Origin of the sequence: Ideonella oryzae (assembly GCF_024055665.1) — a bacterium.
GTDB classification, from domain to species: Bacteria; Pseudomonadota; Gammaproteobacteria; order Burkholderiales; family Burkholderiaceae_C; genus Ideonella; species Ideonella oryzae.
Genome location: NZ_JAMXMC010000001.1, coordinates 388,072 through 409,041, shown reverse-complemented (window position 1 = coordinate 409,041; position 20,970 = coordinate 388,072). Strand labels below are relative to the sequence as shown.

Below are 20,970 nucleotides of genomic sequence, written 5' to 3'. Positions count from 1 at the left end.
ATGCCCATTCGGTTCGCTCCTGGTGTCCGCGATGCATCGCGCCGTTCGCTGGTGCTGGTTGCGGCCATTGTCACGTCGGTGGTGGCCGCCCTGGTGGTGTCGCTGGCGGCGGTGTCCCTCTGGCAAGAGCGGGTGAGGCAACGTGAACGGGCGGCCGCCGCCACCCAGAACTTGGCGCGCCTGATGGATGGGCGGGTGGGCGATCTGCTCGGCCGGGTGGACATGCTGCTGCGCCTGGTGGCCGTGCGTGTCCAGGACCAGCCGCTGCCGGTGTCGCCAGACCTGGGGCGGGAGATCCTGGCCATGATGAAGGCCGTGCCGATCGTGCACCGGCTCTGTCTGACCGACGGCCAGGGCCGGCTGCAGAGCGTCTGGCCGGCCTCGGCTGGAGCGACCCCTGATCTGCCCGATGTGGACCGCCTGGACTGGCGACGCAGCGACGAGGTCCTGCAGAGCGGGCCATTCCGCAGTGCGGCCGGTGGGCCCTGGGTGCTGGTCTATTCACTGCCTTGGCATACCGCGGCCGGGCGTCTGGCCGGCATGGTCCATGTCGAACTCGCCGTCGATGAATTCGGCGCGGTTTTCAAGGGCATCGACCTGGGGCGCACCGGCGCCGCCACGCTGCGCACCAGCGACACCCTGGCCCTCGTCTACCGACACCCCTGGCCGGAGGGCTCGCAGGCCGGCGTCGGCCGCAGTGAGGTCTCCACGCAACTGCGCCAGGCCGTGCAGGCGGCACCCGGGCAGGGCGAATACGTGGCCGTGACGGCCGTGGATGGCATCCCGCGCATCAACGCCTACCGGCGCGTGCAGGGCCATCCGCTCTACCTGCTGGTGGGGCTGCCCGAAACGGACTTTCCCAAGGGCTGGAACCGGGTCGATGCCAGCGTGCTGGGGCTGGCGCTGGCGGCCATCGTCGTGGCCTTCCTGACCGTTTTGTCGCTGCTGCAGCGTTCACGCCGGGCCATCGACCTGATGGAGGGGCGCTGCGAGGCCATCGTCAACTCCTCGCGTGACGCGATCATTTCCACCACGCCCGAAGGTCTGGTGACGAGCTGGAACCCGGCGGCCGAAGCGCTGTTCGGCTACCGGGCCGACGAGATGCTCGGCCAGCCCATGGTGCGGATCTTCCCCGCCGACAAGCTGTCGGAGGAACTGGCCCTGCTGGAACGCCTGCGCCAGGGCGAAACCATCGAGCCGTTCGAGACGGAGCGCCTGAACCAGGCAGGACACCGCATCCCGGTGTCGGTGGCCTTGTCACCCGTGCGCGACAGCCTGGGGCGTGTGCTGGGCGCCTCACGCATCGCCCGCGACATCACGCGCCAGAAGGCCATCGAGAAAGAGGTGCGCGACCTGGCCTTCCTGGATCCGCTGACCCGTCTGCCCAACCGGCGGATGCTGATGGAGCGCCTGCACCGTGCTCAGGAGAACACGCGCTGCACCGGGGACCACGCGGCCGTGGTGTTTGTCGACCTGGACCACTTCAAGGACCTGAACGACCGCCATGGCCATGCGGTGGGCGATCGTCTGCTGACCGAGGTGGCGGCCCGCCTGCAGGCCGTGGTGCGCGAGAGCGACACCGTGGGCCGCCTGGGGGGCGACGAGTTCGTCATCATCTGCGAAGGCCTGGGGCAGGCCGAGGCCGATGCCCAGCATGCCGCCCTGGCCGTGCGCGACAAGGTGCAGCGGGCCCTGGGCCAGCCCTTCGAGTGGGGCGAGGTGTGCCATGCGCACGGCGCCAGCGTCGGCATCCGCCTGTTCTGCGGCGGCCACGAGGACCTGGAGCAGCTGGTGCGCGACGCCGATGGCGACATGTACGAGGACAAGGCCCGGCGCCGCGGCAGCCGCTGCGGCAGTGACGTGGGCTGAGGCCCTTGTCGCTGTGGGGTCAGCGCGGCGTGCGCGCTGGCAGCACCGTGCCCCGGCATTCGCCCATGCCGATGCGGCGCCAGCCCGGCCGCTGGCAGAAGCCGCGCAGGATCACCGTGTCGCCGTCCTCCAGGAAGCTGCGCTGCTCGCCGTTGCTCAGCGGCAGTGGCTGCTTGCCGCCCGCGCTCAGCTCCAGCAGCGAGCCGCCCTGTTCGGGCGTGGGGCCCGAGAGCGTGCCGGTGCCCAGCAGGTCCCCGCTGCGCAGGTTGCAGCCGTTCACCGTGTGGTGGGTCAGCAGCTGGGCCGGGGTCCAGAAGGCATCGGCCGCGTTGCTGGTGGACAGGCGGTCCCCGGCGTGGCCGGCGGCCCGCATGGCCGGCGTCTGCAGCCAGACCTCCAGCGTGATGTCCAGCGCGCCGTGCTGCTGGTTGTCCGCGCTGCTCAGGTAGGGCAGGGGCGCGGGCTGGTTGTCCGGCCGCTGCAGCGGGGCGCGGAATGGCGCCAGTGCCTCCAGCGTCACCACCCAAGGTGAGACGGTGCTGGCAAAGTTCTTGGCCAGGAAGGGCCCCAACGGCTGGTATTCCCAGGCCTGCAGGTCCCGTGCGCTCCAGTCGTTGAACAGGGTCACGCCGAACAGGTGGGACTCGGCCTCGGCCAGGTCCACCGCCTCGCCCAGCGCATTGGGCGTGCCGACGAACAGGCCCAGCTCCAGCTCGTAGTCCAGCCGGGCGCTGGGGCCGAAGCGGGGCTGGCTCTGGCCTTCGGGCGGACGCGTCTGCCCCACCGGTCGGCGCACCGGCTGGCCGCTGGCCACGATGGACGAGGCCCGGCCGTGGTAGCCGATGGGCACCCAGCTGTAGTTGGGCAGCAGCGGCTGCTCGGGCCGGAACTGCCGGCCCACCGTGGTGGCGTGGTGGATGCTGGCGTAGAAGTCGGTGTAGTCGCCGATCTCGCAGGGCACGCCCAGCTCCAGCCCCGCCACGGGGTGCAGCGCGCCGGCCCAGGCCGCCTGCCGCGGGCTGCCTTCGCGCAGGCCCTCGAACAGGGCCTGGCGCAGGGCGCGCCGCTCCGCCAGTGGTGCGGCCATCAGCCGGTTCATGTCGGCATGGGGCAGCAGGCCGGCGTCGGCCAGGTCCAGCACCTGGTCGCCAATGGCCACGCCCAGGTGCCAGGCCGTCTCGCCGGGCTTGCGCCAGCGGCCGTAGGGCAGGTTCTGCAGCGGAAAGTCGCTGTCCGGGGCATTGGCGCTGGTCACCCAGCTGCGCACCGCCGGGTCGTGGGTGGCGTCGGTCAGAGGGGCGCTCATCGGCTGGCCTCCGCAGGCAAGCCCAGCTCACGTTCGTGCAGGAAGGCGGCATGGCGCGGTGCGCGGCGCGTCTGCGACCACTCTTCCAGCATGGCCCATTTCACCTCGTCCAGCCGGGCCTGCAGCGCGGCCTCGTCCGGGTCCGGGCAGGACAGCTCCAGCCGGTGGCCGTTGGGGTCGAAGAAGTAGATGGAGTGGAACAGGCTGTGGTCGGTCACGCCCAGCACCTCCACGCCCTGGGCTTCCAGGTGGTCCTTGGCGGCCAGCAATGCGGCCCGGTCCGGCAGCTTGAAGGCGATGTGCTGCACCCAGGCCGGCGTGGCCGGGTCCCGGCCCATCGGCGCCTGGGTGGGCAGCTCGAAGAAGGCCAGCACGTTGCCGCCGCCAGCGTCGAGGAAGACGTGCATGTAGGGGTCGGGCGCCTTGGTGGAGGGCACCCGGTCCTCGGCGATGGCCAGCACGAAGTCCATGCCCAGCATGCGCCGGTACCAGAGCACGGTCTCCTTGGCGTCCTTGCAGCGGTAGGCCACATGGTGCACGCCGCCCAGCCGGAAGGGCAGCGCGGGCAGGGGCGGGGCGTTCACGGGAGCGGGGCCGTTCATGCCGTCTCCAGCACGCCGCGGCGCAGCTGGTCCCGCTCGATCGATTCGAACAAGGCCTTGAAGTTGCCCTCGCCAAAGCCCTCGTCGCCCCGGCGCTGGATGAACTCGAAGAACACCGGGCCCAGCAAGGTCTGCGAAAAGATCTGCAGCAGCAGGCGCGGCGTGCCGCCGGCCGTGCTGCCGTCCAGCAGGATGCCGCGGGTCTGGAGCTCGCTCACCGGCTGGCCATGGCCGGGCAGGCGCTCCTCGAGCATCTGGTAGTAGGCCTCGTTGGGCGCGGTCATCAGCGGGATGCCGGCCAGCGCCAGCTGGTCGATGGTGCCCAGCAGGTCGTCGGTCAGCAAGGCCACGTGCTGGATGCCCTCACCGTTGAACTGCATCAGGAACTCCTCGATCTGGCCCGAGCCCTTCTTGGATTCCTCGTTCAGCGGGATGCGGATCAGCCCGTCCGGCGCCGTCATCGCCTTGCTGGTCAGGCCGGTGTACTCGCCCTGGATGTCGAAGTAGCGGATCTCGCGGAAGTTGAACAGGCTCTCGTAGAAGCGCGCCCAGAAGGCCATGCGGCCGCGGTAGACGTTGTGGGTCAGGTGGTCGATCACCTTCAGGCCGAAGCCGGGGGGGTGACGGTCCACGCCCTCGAGGAACTCGAAGTCGATGTCGTAGATGCTCTTGCCCTCCTCGAAGCGGTCGATCAGGTAGAGCGGTGCACCGCCGATGCCCTTGATGGCCGGCAGGCGCAACTCCATCGGCCCGGTCGGGATCTCGACGGGCTGGGCGCCGCGCGACAGCGCCAGGGCATAGGCCTGGTGGGCGTCGCGCACGCGGAAGGCCATTCCGCAGGCCGAGGGGCCATGCTCGGCCGCGAAGTAGGCGGCCTGGCTGTGGGGCTCGTTGTTGACGACGAAATTGATGCCGCCCTGGCGGTACAGCAGCACCTGCTTGGAACGGTGGCGGGCCACCAGCGTGAAGCCCATGCGGGGAAACAGCTCTTCAAGCTGACCGGGGTTGGGCGAGGCGAATTCGACGAACTCGAAGCCCATCAGGCCCATCGGGTTGCTGTCATGAGAGGTCATGACCACTCCTTGTGCGTGTGTTCAGGAATCGGGGGTGATGAAACGTCTGAACGGCCCCCACGGCGGCGCACCGGGGCGGCCCCGCACGCTGCGGGCGAGGTGTTCGCCAAGGGTGGAGTGGTGGCGCAAGGCAGGCATGAGTGCGAATGCCGGTCTTGTGGACCGGCATCCGTGCACAGGTTATCGCCAGCGTGCCGCGGGCGTACGGGGAGTTTCCCGCCCCGGGGTGCGGCGGCACTGTCTCGGATCGGCAGGGGCCTGTCTCGGTCTGGCAATCATTCCGCGGAACGCCCCTGTGGCGGCGTCCGCGGCCGCCTGCTCGTTCCTAGCATCCGGGCACCTGCCAGGCCGTCGGGCGCCGGCAGGATGAATCCAACGATTCCGCCCGGACAGGAGACACAAACATGGTTGACACGTACTACACGCAAGAGGCGCACGGACCGTTCGCGCTGCATGACATCGGATCGCTCGAACTGGAGGAGGGCGGCACGATCCGCAACTGCCAGCTGGCGGTGGCCACCCACGGCACGCTCAACGCTGCCAAGGACAACGCCATCCTGGTGCCGACCTGGTATTCGGGCACCAGCAAGATCATGGAGCAGGCCTACATCGGCCCGGGTCGCGCGCTGGACCCGTCCCGGTACTTCATCATCGTCGTCAACCAGATCGGCAACGGCCTGTCGACCTCGCCGCACAACACCCCCTTCCCCGCCGGTGGTGCCCGGTTCCCGCGGGTGCGGATCGGCGACGATGTGCGCGCCCAGCACCGGCTGCTCACCCAGAATTTCGGGTTGGAGCGCCTGGCCCTCGTCGTGGGCGGGTCGATGGGGGCGCAGCAGACCTACGAGTGGGCCGTGCGCTATCCGGACATGGTCCGACGCGCGGCGCCGATCGCCGGGACGGCGAAGAACACGGTGCATGACTTCCTGTTCGCCCAGACACTGGTCGAAGCCATCACATCCGATCCGGCCTTTGCCGATGGCTTCTACGCGGCCCCGGGCGAAGTGCACCGCGGTCTGCTGCGCCATGCCAAGCTGTGGGCCGTCATGGGTTGGAGCACCGAGTTCTTCCAGCAGCGCCGGCCCCAGGCGCTGGGCTTCTCGTCGCTCGACGACTTCATCACGAATTTCATGCAGGCCTATTTCGGTCCGATGGACCCGAACAACCTGCTGTGCATGGCCTGGAAGTGGCAGCACGCCGATGTGAGCCGCCACACCCAGGGCGATCTGAAACAGGCCCTGGGGCGCATCCGGGCCAAGACCTTCGTGATGCCCATCAGCCACGACATGTTCTTTCCGCCGGCCGATTGCCTGGCCGAGCAGCGCCTGATCCCCGGCAGCGAGTTCCGTCCGATCGACTGCATCGACGGTCACCTCGGTCTCTTCGGCACGCACGCGGACTATGCCGGTCAGGTGGACAAGCATCTGGCCGAGTTGCTGGCCACTCCCGCCTGAACGCTGTCGTCTGCCTGCGAGGCGGACAAGCTGATGACCTTGCCTTGCGCGGACCGCGGCATGCGCCCGTGGGGGGCGAACTCACCCTGAAAGGATTCCAGAATGAACACGCAACATTGGATGCGCGCGCTGAAGCTCGTCGCGCTGACCGTGCTGACGATGCAACTCGGCACCACAGCCCACGCCATCGACGTGGAAGGCGGCGACTACACGGCCCTGCCTGCAGGCACCGATCTGGCGGTGCTGTACGGCCAGTACGCCCAGCGTCGATCGCTCTACAGCCAGGGCGACCGCGTCCCCATCGATGCACGCCTGGACTCGGACGTCGGCGTGCTGCGCCTGGTGCACTACACCGAGGTCGGTGGCCACATCGTCAACCCGCAGATCTTCCTGCCCTACGGACGGCTCTCTGCCAAGGGCGACCTGGCCGCGCTGGGCCACGAGAGCGGTGCCGCGGACATCATCCTCGCAGCATCGGGCTGGTTCTCTCAGCCTGGCGAGGCCGTGCAGGACGGGCTGGCCGGCTATGTGTGGCTGCCCACGGGCGACTACCAGCGCACGCGCGCACTGAACCTCGGCGAGAACCGCTGGAAGCTGGCCGTGCAGTACGGCCACATCCAGCCCATCGCCGATGGCGTGCTGCTCGATCTGGTCGGGGACGTCACCCTTTTCGGGGCCAACAACGATGCCGACGACGGCAGTGGAGGCCGCACGCGGCTCACGCAGAAGCCGCTGTTCGCGCTGCAGTCTCACCTGCGCTACCGGGCCAGCCCCACGGTCGACCTGCGCCTGGGCCTCTTCTACACGGCCGGGGGCGAGACGCGGCTCGGGGGCGTGGACCAGGACAACCGGCAGTCGACGTCCAAGTTCAACCTGGGTGTGGGCTGGTTCGTGCGCCCCACCACGCAGCTCCTGGCCATGTTCAACCGCGACCTGGGCGTGCGCGATGGGTTCAGGGAATCCCAACGCCTGAATCTGCGTTTGCTGCAGATTTTCTGAGCGCTCAGCGCCGGCCCAGCGTGGCCGAAGGGGATTCTCCGAAACGCCGCCGGTAGCTCGCCGCGAACAAGCCCAGGTTCGCGTAGCCCCATGCGGCGACCACGTCGCGCACCCTGGCACCCGGGGGCGCGACCATCAGCTCATCGCGCACACCGGCCAGACGGGCTTCGCGCAAGACCTCCATGGGCGTGCAGCCCCGGTATTCGCGGAATGCCGCGCTCAGGGTTCGCACGCTCACGTTGGCGCTGCGCGCCAGCTCGCTCAGGGTCGGGGCGTTCTTGCGATGGTCCTGGATGTACTGCTCCGCGGCCAGCACATGCCGCGGCGCGAGGCGGTGCAGTCGAGGAGGCTGTGGGTTCGACAGCTGCTGCCGCCACAGCGTCAGCAGATGCATGCCGATGGCCTCTTCCAGGTGGCGACCCAGAGAGCCTTGCACGACGGCATCGGGCGTCTCCGTGATGCAGCGGCACACGTAGGACAGCAGGCAGATCCAGCTGGACTGCAGGCCGCCGAAGCGAAACTGCCGCGCCCACATCTGCTCGTCGGCCGGCTGGCCAAACCAGTGCTCGTGGAGAGCCGCCATCGCATCGTGCTGGAAGGTCAGGTTCACCTGCAGGTGATCAGGATTGGCGTCTAGCCAGTAGGGCGCACGCGAGTTGTCGACGAGAAAGGCCTCGCCGATACCGGTGTCGCTGTAGGCGCGACCCCCGGACCAGTGCCGGATGGCGCCCCGCAAGGTGGTCAGCACCATGCCGGATCCCGCTGCCTCGGAGAAGCCGGTCAGGTGGACCGGGATGCCGTAGCTGAATCGGCTGAGCGTGAAGTGACCGATGCGGATCGCATCCAGCACGGAGTCCGGGCGGCGCGCGGCCCCCACGGGCGCTGCCTCGTAGGGCATGTAGACCTGGCGGCACCAATGCTGCACCTGGTCCCAGTCGTTCGACACCATCAGGCGGTGTCGCGTGGTCGGTGCACCCTGGGCGTCGGTGACCAACACGTTGCGGATGGCGTCCATGCCGGCTGTCTCCTCGCGGCGAGCGCCTCTTGTGTCAGCGGCGTCTCGTGGGCGATGGTAGACCGTCCATCCAAGGACACCAAGCGCAGGCCGTGCAAGGCAGCAGGGCTTTACGGTGGCTCGTGGCGTGAGCCTGTTTGTATGCGAAGGATCGCCAATGAAAAAGGGAACGCGAAATGCGTTCCCTTCGAAGGTACCAAGCCCAGGCGACGGCTGGCCACAGCCTGGGACAGGGGCGGGATCAGGCCTTCTTGGCCCAGGCGCTGCACCAGCCCTTGCCGGACACGGTCTTGCCGCCGAACAGGCTGCAGGCGCCGGCGGCGTCGCCAGCCTTGCCCTGGAACAGGGCGCAGCCATTGCACTGCTGGGTGGCAGCGTGGTTGGGGTACTTCTTCTTGTCGGCCTTGGCGGTGTCGGCCACGTAGCCCAGGCTGACGGCTTGCGGGTCCTTCTCGTCGAGCTTGGCTTGGGCCATGGCGCGGGCGGCAGACAGGCCAGTGCCGACGGCGGCGACGGTCATCATGAAGACGCGGCGATTGGTGGACATGAAAACTCCGTGAAGAGGACAGGCGTTCAGGACATCGGCAAACCCGCCTGTCGAGAGGGTTCGCCAACACGATGCGGCTTTCGCCACCCAGGAGGGTGGCCTCAGACCTGTTCGTCATGAGCACATGACGTTTGAATCTGATCCTACCTCGTGTGAACGCCTCTGAATTTGATTTGGATGACCTCTGAGGGATTTGGTCGGGGTTTTCGATGAGGGATTCTTATATTAATAAGAATCATTATCAGTACGATGTGTCCATGAAGATAGTATTCCCTCCGCCCAATCCATGAAGAGCTGGACGCGGCGTGGCAGATGGCGTCGGCTGGCGTAGAGGAAGTTGACCGGCATCGGGGGCGCTTGCCAGTCGGGCAGGATCTCCACAAGGCGACCCGATTCGAACAGGGCGCGCAAACCGGACTCAGGCGCCTGGATGATGCCCAGGCCCGCCAGGCAGCCGGCCTGGTAGGCGTCAGCGGAATTCACGGTCAATGGGTACGGCAAGGCCAGTTCCCGGGTTTGGCCCTGGCTGTCCAGATACTCAAAGGTGGCCGGGCGCTGGTGGCCGCCCACGGCGTAACGGACCAGGCAATGCCCCTGGCGCAGATCGTCCAGATCCCGGGGGGTGCCGTGGGCGGCCAGGTAGGCCGGGCTGGCGGCATTGAGTTGGCGCATCTGGCCGATGGGGCGCGCGACCAGCGTGGAATCCTGCAGGCTGCCCACACGGATGAGGCAGTCGAAACCCTCGCGCACCAGATCCACCCGCTGGTCGTTGGCACTGAACTCCACCTGCAGGGCCGGGTGCAGGCGCAGGAATTCCGGCAGGCGCGAGAGCAGCCGCACGACCAGCGCCGAGGGCATGTCCACCCGCAGCCGCCCGGTCAGCGGGGCCGTGGTCGGCCGGAACAGCGTGCCCAGATCGTCCAGGCCATCCAGCAGTTCCAGGCAGCGCTCGTAAGCCGACTGGCCGTCTTCGGTCAGGTGGACGCGCCGGGTGGTCCGGTGCAGCAGCTGGGTGCCCAGCCGGGCCTCCAGGCCCTGCACGGCCAGGGTGACGGTGGCCCGGGGCCAGCCCAGACCCTGCGCGGCGCGGGTGAAGCTGGCCTGTTCGGCCACGCGCACGAAGGCGCGCATCTGATCAAGGGCATCCATGGCTTCATTGTTTATCACTCAAGAACAGTGATGCCAGGAAGAGGGTGTTTATCAGATCCCTGGCGATCAATAAGCTGAGGGCATCGTCAATCTCCTGTGGAGCTGAACATGTCCGAACGTCCCATCGCTCTCATCACCGGCGCCAGCCGCGGCCTGGGCCGCAGCATGGCCCTGTCCCTGGCCCAGCGTGGCTGGGATCTCGTCATCACCTACCGCGAGCGCGCCGACCAGGCCGAGGCCCTGCGGCAGGAGGTCGAGACCCTGGGCGGGCGCCTGGTGGCCCTGGCCCTGGACGTGGGCCAGGCCAGCCACTTCCCCGCCTTTGCCGCCCAGGTCGATGCGGCGCTGCAATCCACCTGGGGTGGCCGCCGCCTGCAGGCCCTGGTCAACAACGCGGGCGTGGGCATCTACGCGCCGCTGGCGGAGCTGACCGAGGCCCAGTTCGACGCCCTGGTGGCCATCCACCTGAAGGGGCCGTTCTTCCTAACGCAGGCCCTGCTGCCGCTGCTGACCGACGGCGGGCGCATCGTCAACATCTCGTCGGGGCTGACGCGCTTTAGCCTGCCCGGCTACGGCGCCTATGCTTCGATGAAGGGCGCGATCGAGGTCTTCAGCCGCTACCTGGCCAAGGAGCTGGGCGCGCGCGGCATCGCGGTCAACACGGTGGCGCCCGGTGCCATCGAGACCGACTTCGGCGGTGCCGCGGTGCGCGACCGGCCGGAGGTCAACAGCTTCATTGCTTCCCAGACCGCCCTGGGCCGTGCCGGCGTGCCGGAGGACATCGGCCCGATGGTGGCCAGCCTGCTGTCGCCCGATCAGCGCTGGGTCAATGCCCAGCGCATCGAGGTCTCGGGCGGCATGTTCCTCTGAACCGGGATTCCGACAGCCTCAGTCGTCGTTGGGCGGGAAGGCGGCGCGCAGCGCCTCGCAGAAGGCCACGCTGCCGCTCAGGGTCAGGGCCAGCGTGTGGCGCACGGCGCGGGCATCGCTGGGCTGGCTGCTGAAACGCCGGCTCGAGGTGTTGTAGCTCAGGCCTTCGTCGGCCGACCACTCCCGGCTGGCCGCCAGTTCGAACTGCCAGTCGTTGCCGTCTTCCAGCGGCCCGGGGCCGTTGGGGAAGCGGTCTAGGGCCCAGTCCAGCAACCGGGCCGTTTCGTCCTGCAGGTTCGTCCACAGCGGCGGGCCGACCGAGGCCATGGCGTCGAACACGCCGTGGCCATCGGTGTCCTCGCTGAAGTCGAAGTCGAGATAGTGCAGCTGAGGGGGCATGGCAATCCGAAGTAACCAGATGCAAGCATACGCCCTTCAGCCCCCTCCAGGGCGCTTCGGACCCGAACGGCGACAATCCGGCCATGCGCATTGCCGATCTCCGCCAACGTCTGCAGGCCCTGGGGGCCTTGCCGGTCCACCAGGACCGGGTGCTGCGCCACTGGGTGCAGGCCAAGCCCATGGAGGCCAGTCGCCGCAAGATCGAGCACTTCCTGCCCCAGGCGGTGCGGGAGGATCTGCCGGCCCTGACGGCCACGCTGGACGGCCTGGTGCGCCTGCAGTCCGAGCACCCGGCCGAGGATGGCGCAGCCCGTCTGCTGGTGGCCCTGAACGATGGCCAGACGGTGGAGAGCGTGCTGCTGCCGCGCGACGGCCTGTGCGTGTCCACCCAGGTGGGCTGCGCAGTGGGCTGCCGCTTCTGCATGACCGGGCGCGACGGCCTGCTGCGCCAGGTGGGCAGCGCCGAGATCGTGGCCCAGGTCGCGCTGGCGCGCCGGCTGCGGCCGGTCAAGAAGGTGGTGTTCATGGGCATGGGCGAGCCGGCCCACAACCTGGACAACGTGCTGGAGGCCATCGAGCTGCTGGGCACCTTGGGCAACATCGGCCACAAGAACCTGGTGTTCTCCACCGTGGGGGATGAACGCGCCTTCGAGCGCCTGCCGCTGGGGCGGGTCAAGCCGGCGCTGGCGCTGTCGCTGCACACCACGCGGGCGGATCTGCGGGCCGAGTTGCTGCCGCGCGCGCCGCGCATCGCGCCGGCCGAACTGATGGACCGGGCCGAGGCCTATGCCCGCGCCACCGGCTACCCGCTGCAGGTGCAGTGGACGCTGATCGAGGGCGTGAACGACAGCGATGCCGAAATGGACGCGCTGGTGGCCATGTTCAAAGGCCGCTACGCCATGCTCAACATGATTCCCTACAACGCGGTGCCCGATCTGCCCTACCAGCGCCCTGCCTGGGAGAAGGCGGCCGAACTGGCACGCCGCCTGCACCGCCAGGGCGTGCTGACCAAGCTGCGCCATTCGGCGGGGCAGGATGTGGACGGTGGCTGTGGCCAGCTGCGGGCGCGGCAGGCGGCCACCGGCGCCGAAGTGCCGGTCACCGTGCAGCGGCGGGCCCAGACGGCCTGAACCGCCAGCTCACTTCCAGCCGAAGTGCTGGCGCAGTTGCGCGGCGCTGGTGTTGATGGGCTGGTCCAGCACGCTGGGCAGGGTGACGACCGACTGGGCCGGCGGGCGCAGCGGCTGCGCGCCCAGCACCGCCGCATGGCGGATCACCCAGCCGGCGCGCTGCAGGGCCTCCAGGTAGGCGATGGCGTCAGGCCAGGCCTGGGCGTCGTGCGGATGGGCGCCGGGCCAGAGCGAGAACAGCACCTGCTGGCAGCGGCTGCGCGCCACTTCCTCCTGGAAGGCCGCCACCGTGGTGCGGCTTTCCTGCAGGGCCGAGGCCCGGGCATAGAGCTTGAACTTGTCACCCCGCACCGTCTCCATGTCGCGCACGCTGCGGTTGAAGCAGCCGCTCAGGCAGCGCAGCAGGGTGGACTTGCGGGTGTTCGGGTTGCCGATCAGGACATGTGCTTCCACCATAGGCGATCGAGTGTATCGCCCGCAGTGCGGCGGTCGCCTGCTTCAGGGGGTGTCGTCGCCGCTGTCGTCGGGCAGATGCAGCGTCCGGGCGTTGAAGTCGTACTCGAAGACCTCGCCGTGGCGGGCCCAGGAGACGATGGTCTGCAGCACCTGCCGAGCCTCGGCGGGCTCCAGCGCCTCGCTCAGCAGGCGCAGGAAGGGGGCCTCGGGCAGTTCGCCGGTGGCCTCCTGCTCCAGGCTGTGGCGGATGTGCGCGGCCAGCGGCACATGGGTCAGCAGCTGCTGGCCGAAGACCTGGTGGCGCAGGGTGTGCGAGCCGTCCACATAGCGCCGGCCCAGCGGGCTGAGCTGCAAGTCGCCATCGGCCAGGTGGGCCAGGCCCAGCAGCGACACTGCATGCGCGGCCGGCAGCAGCTCGGCGTCGGTCAGCTCTGATTCCTCGGACAGCTGTGGCAGGTCGGCGCGGCCGTTGAAAGGCTCGTCGGCCAGCAGCTCCAGCAGGTCGTCCATGCGGGCCACATCGGCCTCGGGCAGGCGGGTGGCCAGGGCCGGTGCCACGGCAGGAATGGTGCCGGTGCGGGCGCCGGTCATCAGGCCGTAGACCTGGTCGATCAGGGCGCGCACCTCGGCGCTCTCGGCGTCGCGGGGATGGGGCAGGGCGATGGCCAGCTCGGAGCGCACGCGGCCCGGGTCGCTGGCGAACACCAGCACCCGGTCGGCCATCATCACGGCTTCCTCGATGTTGTGCGACACCACCAGCATGGCCCGGGTCGGCATCTGGCCGGAAGTCCAAAGCTCCAGGATGTCCTCGCGCAGGCGCTCGCCGGTCAGCACGTCCAGCGCGGAGAAGGCCTCATCCATCAGCAGCACATGCGGCTCGGTCACCAGGGCCCGGGCGATGCCCACGCGCTGGCGCATGCCGCCCGAAAGCTCGCGCGGCAGCGCGCCCTCGAAGCCGGCCAGGCCGATCAGCTCGATGGCCGACTGGGCCTTTTGTGCGCGCACCTCGGCCGCCACGCCGCGGGCCTCCAGCCCCAACTCGACGTTCTGCTGCACCGTCAGCCAGGGAAACAGCGCGAAGGACTGGAACACCATGCTGATGCCCCGGGCCGGGCCGTAGAGCGGCTGGCCGCGGTAGCGCACATCGCCCTGGTCGGCCTCCACCAGGCCGGCCATGATGCGCAGCAGGGTGCTCTTGCCCGAGCCGGACTGGCCCAGCAAGGCGACGATCTCGCCCTCGCGCAGGGTGAAGTCCACGCCGTCGAGCACGGCGCGGCTGCGGCCGTCCGCGCCACGGAAGGACTTGCCCACGCCACGCAGTTGGAGGATGTCGTTGCTCATGTGTGCGGTCCGACGGATTCAGAAATGCATGCGGTCTTCGGCCATGCGGTACAGGCGTCGCCACACCAGGTGGTTCAGGCCCATCACGAACAGGCACATCACGCCGATGCCCAGCGCGATGCGGGGGAAGTCCCCCACCGCGGTCATGTGGGCGATGTAGCTGCCCAGGCCTTCGGCCTGCAGCGTGGTGTCGCCCCAGGTGACGTATTCGGAGACGATGCTGGCGTTCCAGGAGCCGCCACTGGCCGTCAGCGCGCCGGTGACGAAGCTGGGGAACACGGCCGGCAGCAGGAAGCGGCGCCACTTCAGCCAGCCGCTCAGGCCCAGGTTCTGGGCCGCGAAGCGCAGCTCGGTCGGGATGCTGGAGGCCCCGGCGATGACGTTGAACAGGATGTACCACTGGGTGCCGAAGACCATCAGCGGCGACAGCCAGATGTTGGGGTTCAGGTGCCAGTGCACCAGGGCGATCACCGCCACCGGGAACAGCAGGTTGGCTGGGAAGGCCGCCAGGAACTGGGCCACGGCCTGCAGGCGATCGGACCAGCGCGGGTTCATGCCGATCCACACGCCCACCGGCACCCAGACCACCGCCGCCAGCGCGATCAGCACGCTCACCCGCAGCAGAGTCAGGCAGCCCAGCCACAGCACATGGCCCACCTCGGCCCAGCCCACCTCGGTGTGGACGAAGCGCAGCAGGCTCCACAGCGCGTAGAGCACCACCGCGGCGATCAGGGCGTCCCAGGCCCGCTGCACCGGCCAGGTGGCGGCGCGCGGGCGGGCGCGGATCGAGGTGCCGTCGTGCCGGCGGTGGAACAGCACCAGCGTGCGCTCGAGCTGGCCCACGAGCCAGGCGCCCAGGGCCTGGGTGCCGCGGGTGCGGCGCAGCCAGGTCAGCAACCAGGACTGTGGCGCCGCGCCGCTGCCGCCCTCCTCGAAGCGGAACTTGTCGGCCCAGGCCACCAGGGGGCGGAACAGCAGCTGGTCGTACAGCAGGATGGCGCCCAGCATGCAGGCGATGGCCCAGCCGATGGCCCCCAGGTCGCGGGCCTCGATGGCCAGCGCGATGTAGGAGCCCACGCCCGGCAGCTTGATGCTCTGGTTGGAGACGCTGATGGCCTCCGAGGCCACGACGAAGAACCAGCCGCCGGACATGGACATCATCATGTTCCACAGCAGGCCGGGCATGGCGAAGGGCAGTTCCAGGCGCCAGAAGCGCTGCCAGCCCGAGAGCTGGAACACGCGGGCGGCCTCCTGCAGCTCGGCCGGCACGGTGCGCAGCGACTGGTAGAGGCTGAAGGCCATGTTCCAGGCCTGCGAGGTGAAGATGGCGAAGATGGCCGCGCATTCGACACCGAACAGATTGCCCGGGAACAGGGCGATGAAGCCGGTGACGGTGATCGACAGGAAACCCAGGATGGGGATGGACTGCAGGATGTCCAGCAGCGGCACCAGCACCCGCTCGGCGGTGGCGTTCTTGGCCGCCAGCACCGCGAAGATGCCGGCGAACAGCAGCGAGGCCACCATGGCCACGGCCATGCGCAGCGTGGTGCGCAGGAAGTAGTAGGGCAGCTGCCAGGGGTCCAGGGAGAGGGCGATCGGGTCGCCCACATGGAAGGGCCGCGACATGCCCATGGCCGCGTAGGCGAGCAGCACCAGCGCGGCCAGCACCACGGGCAGCAGGGCCCAGTCCCAGCGGTTGACCGGGGACTCGACCGCCGCACGGGCGAAGAAACGCTGTTCGTTCTGCATGGGACGCTCGCTCGTCGTGTGCAGGAGGCACGGAGAGGTTAACCCGGCATCCTCGCATGGTCGTGTGTCGCGCCCAAGACCCCGGGCCCGCGGGACAGCCAGCGGTCAGGCTGGGGACGGAGCGTCGTCAGGCTCAGTTGGCCCAGCGCAACACGGATTCGTCGCGCCAGTAGGCCAGGGCGCTGTAGTAACCCTCCCAGACGCAGCCGATGCAGCCGCGGCCGCAGCAAGTGGTGGGCTCCGGGGGCGGCTCGGGCAGCTCGGCGGCGTGGCGCTGGGCGCTGGCCTGCACGGCGGCGATCAGGGCCTGGGCCTCGGCGCGGTCGGCCGGGTTCCAGGCCAGCAGGGCCTCATCGGGGATCAGCATGCGCCTGCGCCTGTCGGGGATTCAGCCCAGGCGCTGGGCGCTGACATAGTTCTGGCGGAAGGACTCGAAGTCCTGCGTCTCGCCGGCCTCCAGCCGGCCCTGTTCGGCCAGGGATTCCTGCGCCATGCGGGTCCAGCGATCCTGGGCGGCCGGGTCCAGCTTGCGGCCCTGGAAGGCCTGCCAGACGGCGTCCGAGCGCTGGCGCACGAAGTCCACGTGCTCGATGCCGTTCTGCTGCAGCGTGGTCACCACCCGGGCCGAGGGCGTGAGCGCCGGATCGGCCAGGCGCTGGCGCGCCTCGGTCAGGGCCGTCTGGTGGCCGCTGCCCAGCGGCGAGCTGTCCAGGTAGCGGGCGATGGGCTCCAGCTCGGCCAGCAGCTCGGCGGCCCATTCGGTGAGCAGCAAGGTCTGGTCGCCACGCTCCAGTAACAGGCCGGGCTCGCGGCCGCGGGCCGCGGTGCGGTGCAGGTTCAGCACCATCGCGTTGATCTCTTCGGGCGTGTCGTCCGGGCTGTCGCTCAGGGCGCAGTGCAGCAGGAAGATGTCCAGGAAACGCGAGGTCAGGGTGTTGATGCCCAGGGGTTCGAAGGGGTCGAGATCCATGCAGCGCACCTCGACGTACTCGACGCCGCGCTCGCGCAGCGCATGCAGCGGCCGCTCGCCCGAGCGGATGACGCGCTTGGGGCGGATGGTGCCGTAGAACTCGTTCTCGATCTGCAGCAGCGTGGTGCCCAGTTGCAGGTAGTCGCCGTGGTCGTCGCGGATGCCCATGGCCTCGTAGGCCGGGTAGGGGCGGGTGAGCGCCTCCTGCAGCGAGGCTGCGTAGCTGTCCAGGCAGTTGTAGCTCACCCGCAGGCTGGCCTGGGCGTCGCTCTGGTAGCCCAGCCGGCCCATGCGCAGCGAGGTGGCGTGCGGCAGGTACAGGCTGTGGCGGCCGAGCTTCTGCAGGCCGTGCGGGCGGCCGGCGACGAAGCCCTCGTCCACCGCCGGCGAGGCGCCGAAGAGGTAGAGCAGCAGGAAGGAATGGCGGCGGAAGTTGCGGATCAGCGCGAAGTACTCGGCGCTGCTCAGCTCCGGCAGAGACCAGTTGTAATGGATGCCCGAGATGGTCTGCATGCGCCGGCCATAACGGTGGCTCAGGCCCATGCGGTAGACCGTCTTGGCCTGCGCGATGTTGGAGGTGCCGTAGTGGGCCACCGGGATCTGGTCGTCCGGCGGCAGGTGGCAGGGCATGCTCGAGACCCACAGCCGCTCTTCGCCGATGGCCTGGTAGGTGAGCTGGTGCAGGCTGTCGAGCTCGGCCAGGCAGGCCAGTGCGGTGGGGTGGGCGCCGGTCACCAGCTCGACCTGCGATTCGCTGAAGTCGGTGGTGATGAAGGGGTGGGTCAGGGCCGAGCCCAGCAGCGGCGGATGCGGCGTGAGCGCCAGCGAGCCGTCGGGCAGGCTGCGCAGGCTCTCCTTCTCGATGCCGCGACGCAGGCCGGACAGGCGTTCAGGGGTGAGCTCGTTCAGTCGGATGGGCATGCGGGTGGGCGCTTCTTGTTTTCGAATGGGCGTGATTGGACGCCAATTTCGAGACGCCTGCATGGCAGCGTTCCAGTGCCCCTGCGCCGTCCCGGGGCGGTGCGCCAGCTTACGCGATCAGCCCCTGCGGCAGGGTGAGCGCCGTCAAGGGGTCGTCGCGCACCGCCTGGCGCAGCAGGTCGCAGGTGAGCTGGATGTGGGCTTCCAGGGCCAGGGCCGCGCGCGCCTCCTGGCGGCCGATGGCGGCCTGGAAGATGTCGGTGTGTTCGCGGTGCACGTCGCGGTGTTGCGGCGCCTGGGCGCCCAGCCGGATGGCGACGTGGCGGTAGCGCTCGGCCTGGCGGTACAGGATGCTCAGCAGGTATTTGGTCCAGGGCGAGCGGTGGGCGGCGATCAGGGCCTCGTGGAAGGCCTTGTTGGCCTGCTCCCATTCCAGCGGGTCCAGGCCGCCACGGCGCTGCTCGGCCTGGCTGAGCTGCTCGAAGGCCGCCCGCAGCTGGGCGTCCCAGTCGCCATCGCCATGGCGGATGGATTGGCGCAGCGCGTCGGTCTCCAGCATCACCCGCGTGGCGGTGATGTCCTCCAGGTCGGCCAGGGAGATGGGCGTGACGCGGAAGCCGCGCTGTCCCTCGGCCACCACTAGGGCGTCGGACAGCAGCAGGGCCAGGGCCTCGCGCAGGGTGCCGGCGCCCACGTCGTAATGGTCTTTCAGGTGTTCCACCCGCAGCCGGGCGCCGGGCGCCAGGGTGCCGCTGACGATGTCCTGGCGCAGCGCCAGGTAGGCCCGCTCCACCAGGGTGCGCGGGGGCTGGCTGTCGCTGCTCAGTCGGTGGGCGGGAAAGCGGTCGGCGGGCAGCATCTCAGAGCTCCTCGTTCGGGGTGGCGCCCTCGCCGGACTGGCGGCGCTTGAGCCGGTAGGCCAGTTGGGGGCGGGTCAGCTGCAGCAGCCGTGCCGCGCCGGAGAGGTTGCCTTGGCTGCGCTCGACCGCCAGGTTCAGCAACTGGTCCTCCAGCGTGTCCAGCGAGACGCCGCTGTCCAGGATGCGCTCGTACAGGGCACGCTCGTTGTCCGTCAGGGCGGCGGCCAAGTGGCCGTGCGGGTCCAGCGCGGCGCTGTCGGTGTCGCGGAAGTTGGGGAACAGGTGTTCCACGTCGATGGAGCCACCGGGCAGGGCCAGGATCACGCCGCGCTCCACCAGGTTCTCCAGCTCGCGCACATTGCCGGGCCAGCCGTGGGACAGCAGGGCCGCCATGGCGCGGTCGCTGAAGCCCAGCAGGCGCTTGTGGTGCTGGGCTGCGTAGCGCTGCAGCAGGTGCTGGGCCAGCGGGGCGATGTCGGCGGTGCGTTCGCGCAAGGCCGGAATGGCGATGGGGTAGACGTTGAGCCGGTAGAGCAGGTCGCGCCGGAAGCGGCCGGCGGCCACCGCGGCTTCCAGGTCGACATTGGTGGCGGCCACCAGGCGCACGTTGACCTTGCGCGGCTGCTCGGCACCCAGGCGTTCCACCTCGCCTTCCTGCAGCACCCGCAGCAGCTTGGCCTGGGCCGGCAGCGGCATGTCGCCCACCTCGTCCAGGAACAGGGTGCCGCCGTCCGCCCGCTCGAAGCGGCCGGCCCGGGTGGCGTGGGCGCCGGTGTAGGCACCTTTCTCGACGCCGAAGAGTTCGGCCTCGATCAACTCGGCCGGCAGGGCCGCGCAGTTGACTGCCACGAAAGGGCCGCTGGCGCGGTCCGACAGCGTGTGCAGGGCGCGGGCGAAGCGTTCCTTGCCCACGCCGGTTTCGCCGGTCAGCAGCACCGAGACCTGGGTGGCCGCGGCGCGCCGCAGCAGGTCATGGGCCCGCTGGAAGGCCGGCGAGGTGCCCACCAGCATGCCGGCCTGGGCATCGGGCTGGCTGGTGGTCAGGGCCTCCACCTGACGGCTCAGGGCCTCGATCTTGTCCAGCAGCGAGTCATCCTCGAAGTAGGTGCGGTGCTGTTCGCCATCGGGCCAGTCCTCGATGGGGCGGCCCTCGATCAGGCAGTGGTCGGCACCGCAGGCGGCGCACTGCACTTCCTTGAACAGGATGAGCCGACCCATGAAGGCGCTGGTGTAGCCGCTGGCATAGCCCAGCAGGGTCCAGCACACCGGCTCGCTGGCCGGCCCGAAGAGCTGGCGGTGGGCATGGGCTTCCCAGGAGTCGTCCCAGCGGTAGCGGCCGTGGTACTGGCCGGTGCGCATGTTCATCTCCAGGCTCAGCTGGCTGACCCGGGCCGCGCCTTCGAGCATGTGCAGCTGCGGGCCGACCTGGAACACCTCCTCGGGCGCCATGTCGGGCCGGCGGCGGCGGGCGAACTCGGCATCGCGCAGCCCGCAGGCGTAGCCCATGCGGGTGAGCAGACGGCGGGTGTGCTCCGGGCCCACGGAGCCCAGCAGGTCGCGCCGAAGGGCGCTCAGGGCCTGGGTGTCCATCAGCACCATGCGGTGTTCGCCCAGCCAGATGGCCCCGCTCTCGGGGGAGAAGCGCAGCAGGCGCTTGAGGTCGTCATCGGTCGGGGGGCGGGATTTCGGCGGGGCCACGTTGTCTCCGGCGGTCTGCGCATAAATCTCGAGATTCATGCGAATGCAGTTCAAGGCACTGAATCGCGGGCTTCCGGCTTGTTTTGATCATTTGGTGAAGTCCCTCCGAGGATTGTGCGTCATTTGATCCAGCAAGTCCAAGGCCTGACAGGGAAATTCCGGTCTTGCGAGGCAGTTCAGGGCTTGATCCGCGGGATCGTTTCGGGGGCGGGAATGCCACTCCGCATGGGGTTTTCCCTTGAAATATCGAGATTTTGATCATCGGACCGCGGGATTGGCACGCCCTTCGCAAAGAAGGCCCATCCACCGACAGGACGACCGCCGTGAACGCTCCCGCCACCCGCCATGCCGACACCGATGCCCCCGCCACCGGGCTTCTGCGCAAGTTCGTGCGGGTGCAGGCGGTGCGGGACGACGGCCTGGTCAGCTTCGATTTCGCGATCGGCTGGCCCGACCTGTCGGTGGAACTGATGCTGCCCGGGCCTGCCTTCGAGGCGTTCTGCGCGACCCACCGCGTCGAACGGCTGGACGGCCCCGCGGACGGCCGCTGAACCACCAGGAG

20 protein-coding genes are annotated in these 20,970 nt (G+C 69.3%); 6 read left to right on the top strand and 14 right to left on the bottom strand.

Translation table 11 applies throughout. The annotated features are described in order from the left end of the window. A complete protein-coding gene (locus M0L44_RS01965; RefSeq protein WP_252767924.1) occupies window positions 1–1,869 on the top strand; it encodes a diguanylate cyclase in 1,869 nt (622 codons plus the stop codon). A 19-nt stretch (window positions 1,870–1,888) separates the two neighbouring features. Here M0L44_RS01965 and fahA read toward each other — a convergent pair whose 3' ends face one another. From fahA to hppD, 3 genes are read right to left on the bottom strand one after another with little or no spacing between them, the layout of a single operon-like run. After that, complete coding sequence (gene fahA, locus M0L44_RS01960; RefSeq protein WP_252767923.1) at window positions 1,889–3,175, bottom strand: fumarylacetoacetase; 1,287 nt, start codon at window positions 3,173–3,175, stop codon at window positions 1,889–1,891. Beyond that, window positions 3,172–3,777 (bottom strand): VOC family protein, encoded by a 606-nt coding sequence (locus tag M0L44_RS01955; protein WP_252767922.1) that lies wholly within the window; start codon window positions 3,775–3,777, stop codon window positions 3,172–3,174. Before M0L44_RS01955 ends, fahA begins: the two co-directional genes overlap by 4 nt. Continuing rightward, window positions 3,774–4,850 carry a 4-hydroxyphenylpyruvate dioxygenase gene (hppD, locus tag M0L44_RS01950; protein WP_252767921.1) on the bottom strand — a complete coding sequence of 359 codons (1,077 nt, stop codon included), beginning with the start codon at window positions 4,848–4,850 and terminating at the stop codon, window positions 3,774–3,776. Before hppD ends, M0L44_RS01955 begins: the two co-directional genes overlap by 4 nt. 404 nt (window positions 4,851–5,254) lie before the next feature. Here hppD and M0L44_RS01945 point away from each other — a divergent pair, with 404 nt between their 5' ends. Together M0L44_RS01945 and M0L44_RS01940 are read left to right on the top strand one after the other, a co-directional pair. Then, window positions 5,255–6,304: an alpha/beta fold hydrolase gene (locus tag M0L44_RS01945; protein WP_252767920.1), complete on the top strand. Its 1,050-nt coding sequence runs from the start codon at window positions 5,255–5,257 to the stop codon at window positions 6,302–6,304. 102 nt (window positions 6,305–6,406) lie between these two features. Next, a complete protein-coding gene (locus tag M0L44_RS01940; protein ID WP_252767919.1) occupies window positions 6,407–7,303 on the top strand; it encodes a transporter in 897 nt (298 codons plus the stop codon). Between the two features lie 4 nt (window positions 7,304–7,307). On the opposite strand, the gene M0L44_RS01935 is transcribed toward M0L44_RS01940, so the two are convergent. From M0L44_RS01935 to M0L44_RS01925, 3 genes are all read right to left on the bottom strand, one after another. Further along, window positions 7,308–8,318, bottom strand: coding sequence for an AraC family transcriptional regulator (locus tag M0L44_RS01935; RefSeq protein ID WP_252767918.1), 1,011 nt, complete (start codon window positions 8,316–8,318; stop codon window positions 7,308–7,310). Between the two features lie 241 nt (window positions 8,319–8,559). Beyond that, complete coding sequence (locus M0L44_RS01930) at window positions 8,560–8,865, bottom strand: high-potential iron-sulfur protein (protein WP_252767917.1); 306 nt, start codon at window positions 8,863–8,865, stop codon at window positions 8,560–8,562. 225 nt (window positions 8,866–9,090) lie between these two features. After that, a complete protein-coding gene (locus M0L44_RS01925; protein ID WP_252767916.1) occupies window positions 9,091–10,014 on the bottom strand; it encodes a LysR family transcriptional regulator in 924 nt (307 codons plus the stop codon). A gap of 108 nt (window positions 10,015–10,122) precedes the next feature. On the opposite strand from M0L44_RS01925, the gene M0L44_RS01920 reads away from it, so the two are divergent. Then, window positions 10,123–10,884 carry an SDR family NAD(P)-dependent oxidoreductase gene (locus tag M0L44_RS01920; protein WP_252767915.1) on the top strand — a complete coding sequence of 254 codons (762 nt, stop codon included), beginning with the start codon at window positions 10,123–10,125 and terminating at the stop codon, window positions 10,882–10,884. Between the two features lie 18 nt (window positions 10,885–10,902). Here the strand turns inward: M0L44_RS01920 and M0L44_RS01915 are convergent, their stop codons facing one another. Next, a complete protein-coding gene (locus M0L44_RS01915) occupies window positions 10,903–11,283 on the bottom strand; it encodes a hypothetical protein (protein ID WP_252767914.1) in 381 nt (126 codons plus the stop codon). An 83-nt stretch (window positions 11,284–11,366) separates the two neighbouring features. Between M0L44_RS01915 and M0L44_RS01910 the strand changes: the two genes are divergently transcribed. Beyond that, window positions 11,367–12,413 carry an RNA methyltransferase gene (locus M0L44_RS01910; RefSeq protein WP_252767913.1) on the top strand — a complete coding sequence of 349 codons (1,047 nt, stop codon included), beginning with the start codon at window positions 11,367–11,369 and terminating at the stop codon, window positions 12,411–12,413. A gap of 9 nt (window positions 12,414–12,422) precedes the next feature. Here M0L44_RS01910 and M0L44_RS01905 read toward each other — a convergent pair whose 3' ends face one another. The 7 genes from M0L44_RS01905 to M0L44_RS01875 form a co-directional block, all read right to left on the bottom strand. Then, window positions 12,423–12,866 carry a hypothetical protein gene (locus M0L44_RS01905; protein ID WP_252767912.1) on the bottom strand — a complete coding sequence of 148 codons (444 nt, stop codon included), beginning with the start codon at window positions 12,864–12,866 and terminating at the stop codon, window positions 12,423–12,425. Between the two features lie 45 nt (window positions 12,867–12,911). Then, the gene (locus M0L44_RS01900; protein WP_252767911.1) at window positions 12,912–14,210 is read right to left on the bottom strand and encodes an ABC transporter ATP-binding protein; all 1,299 of its coding nucleotides are present in this window, start codon (window positions 14,208–14,210) and stop codon (window positions 12,912–12,914) included. An 18-nt stretch (window positions 14,211–14,228) separates the two neighbouring features. Then, the gene (locus M0L44_RS01895) at window positions 14,229–15,959 is read right to left on the bottom strand and encodes an ABC transporter permease (RefSeq protein WP_252767910.1); all 1,731 of its coding nucleotides are present in this window, start codon (window positions 15,957–15,959) and stop codon (window positions 14,229–14,231) included. A gap of 133 nt (window positions 15,960–16,092) precedes the next feature. Then, the gene (locus tag M0L44_RS01890; RefSeq protein ID WP_252767909.1) at window positions 16,093–16,326 is read right to left on the bottom strand and encodes an oxidoreductase-like domain-containing protein; all 234 of its coding nucleotides are present in this window, start codon (window positions 16,324–16,326) and stop codon (window positions 16,093–16,095) included. Between the two features lie 21 nt (window positions 16,327–16,347). After that, entirely contained in the window at window positions 16,348–17,850 is a 1,503-nt protein-coding gene (gshA, locus tag M0L44_RS01885) for a glutamate--cysteine ligase (RefSeq protein ID WP_252767908.1), read from the bottom strand. A gap of 109 nt (window positions 17,851–17,959) precedes the next feature. Continuing rightward, window positions 17,960–18,709 carry a GntR family transcriptional regulator gene (locus M0L44_RS01880; protein ID WP_252767907.1) on the bottom strand — a complete coding sequence of 250 codons (750 nt, stop codon included), beginning with the start codon at window positions 18,707–18,709 and terminating at the stop codon, window positions 17,960–17,962. 1 nt (window position 18,710) lies between these two features. Beyond that, on the bottom strand, window positions 18,711–20,447 hold the full coding sequence (locus M0L44_RS01875) for a sigma-54-dependent Fis family transcriptional regulator (RefSeq protein ID WP_252767906.1): 1,737 nt from the start codon (window positions 20,445–20,447) through the stop codon (window positions 18,711–18,713). A gap of 284 nt (window positions 20,448–20,731) precedes the next feature. Between M0L44_RS01875 and M0L44_RS01870 the strand changes: the two genes are divergently transcribed. Then, complete coding sequence (locus M0L44_RS01870; protein WP_022979344.1) at window positions 20,732–20,959, top strand: phenol hydroxylase subunit; 228 nt, start codon at window positions 20,732–20,734, stop codon at window positions 20,957–20,959. Window positions 20,960–20,970: the final 11 nt, after the last annotated feature.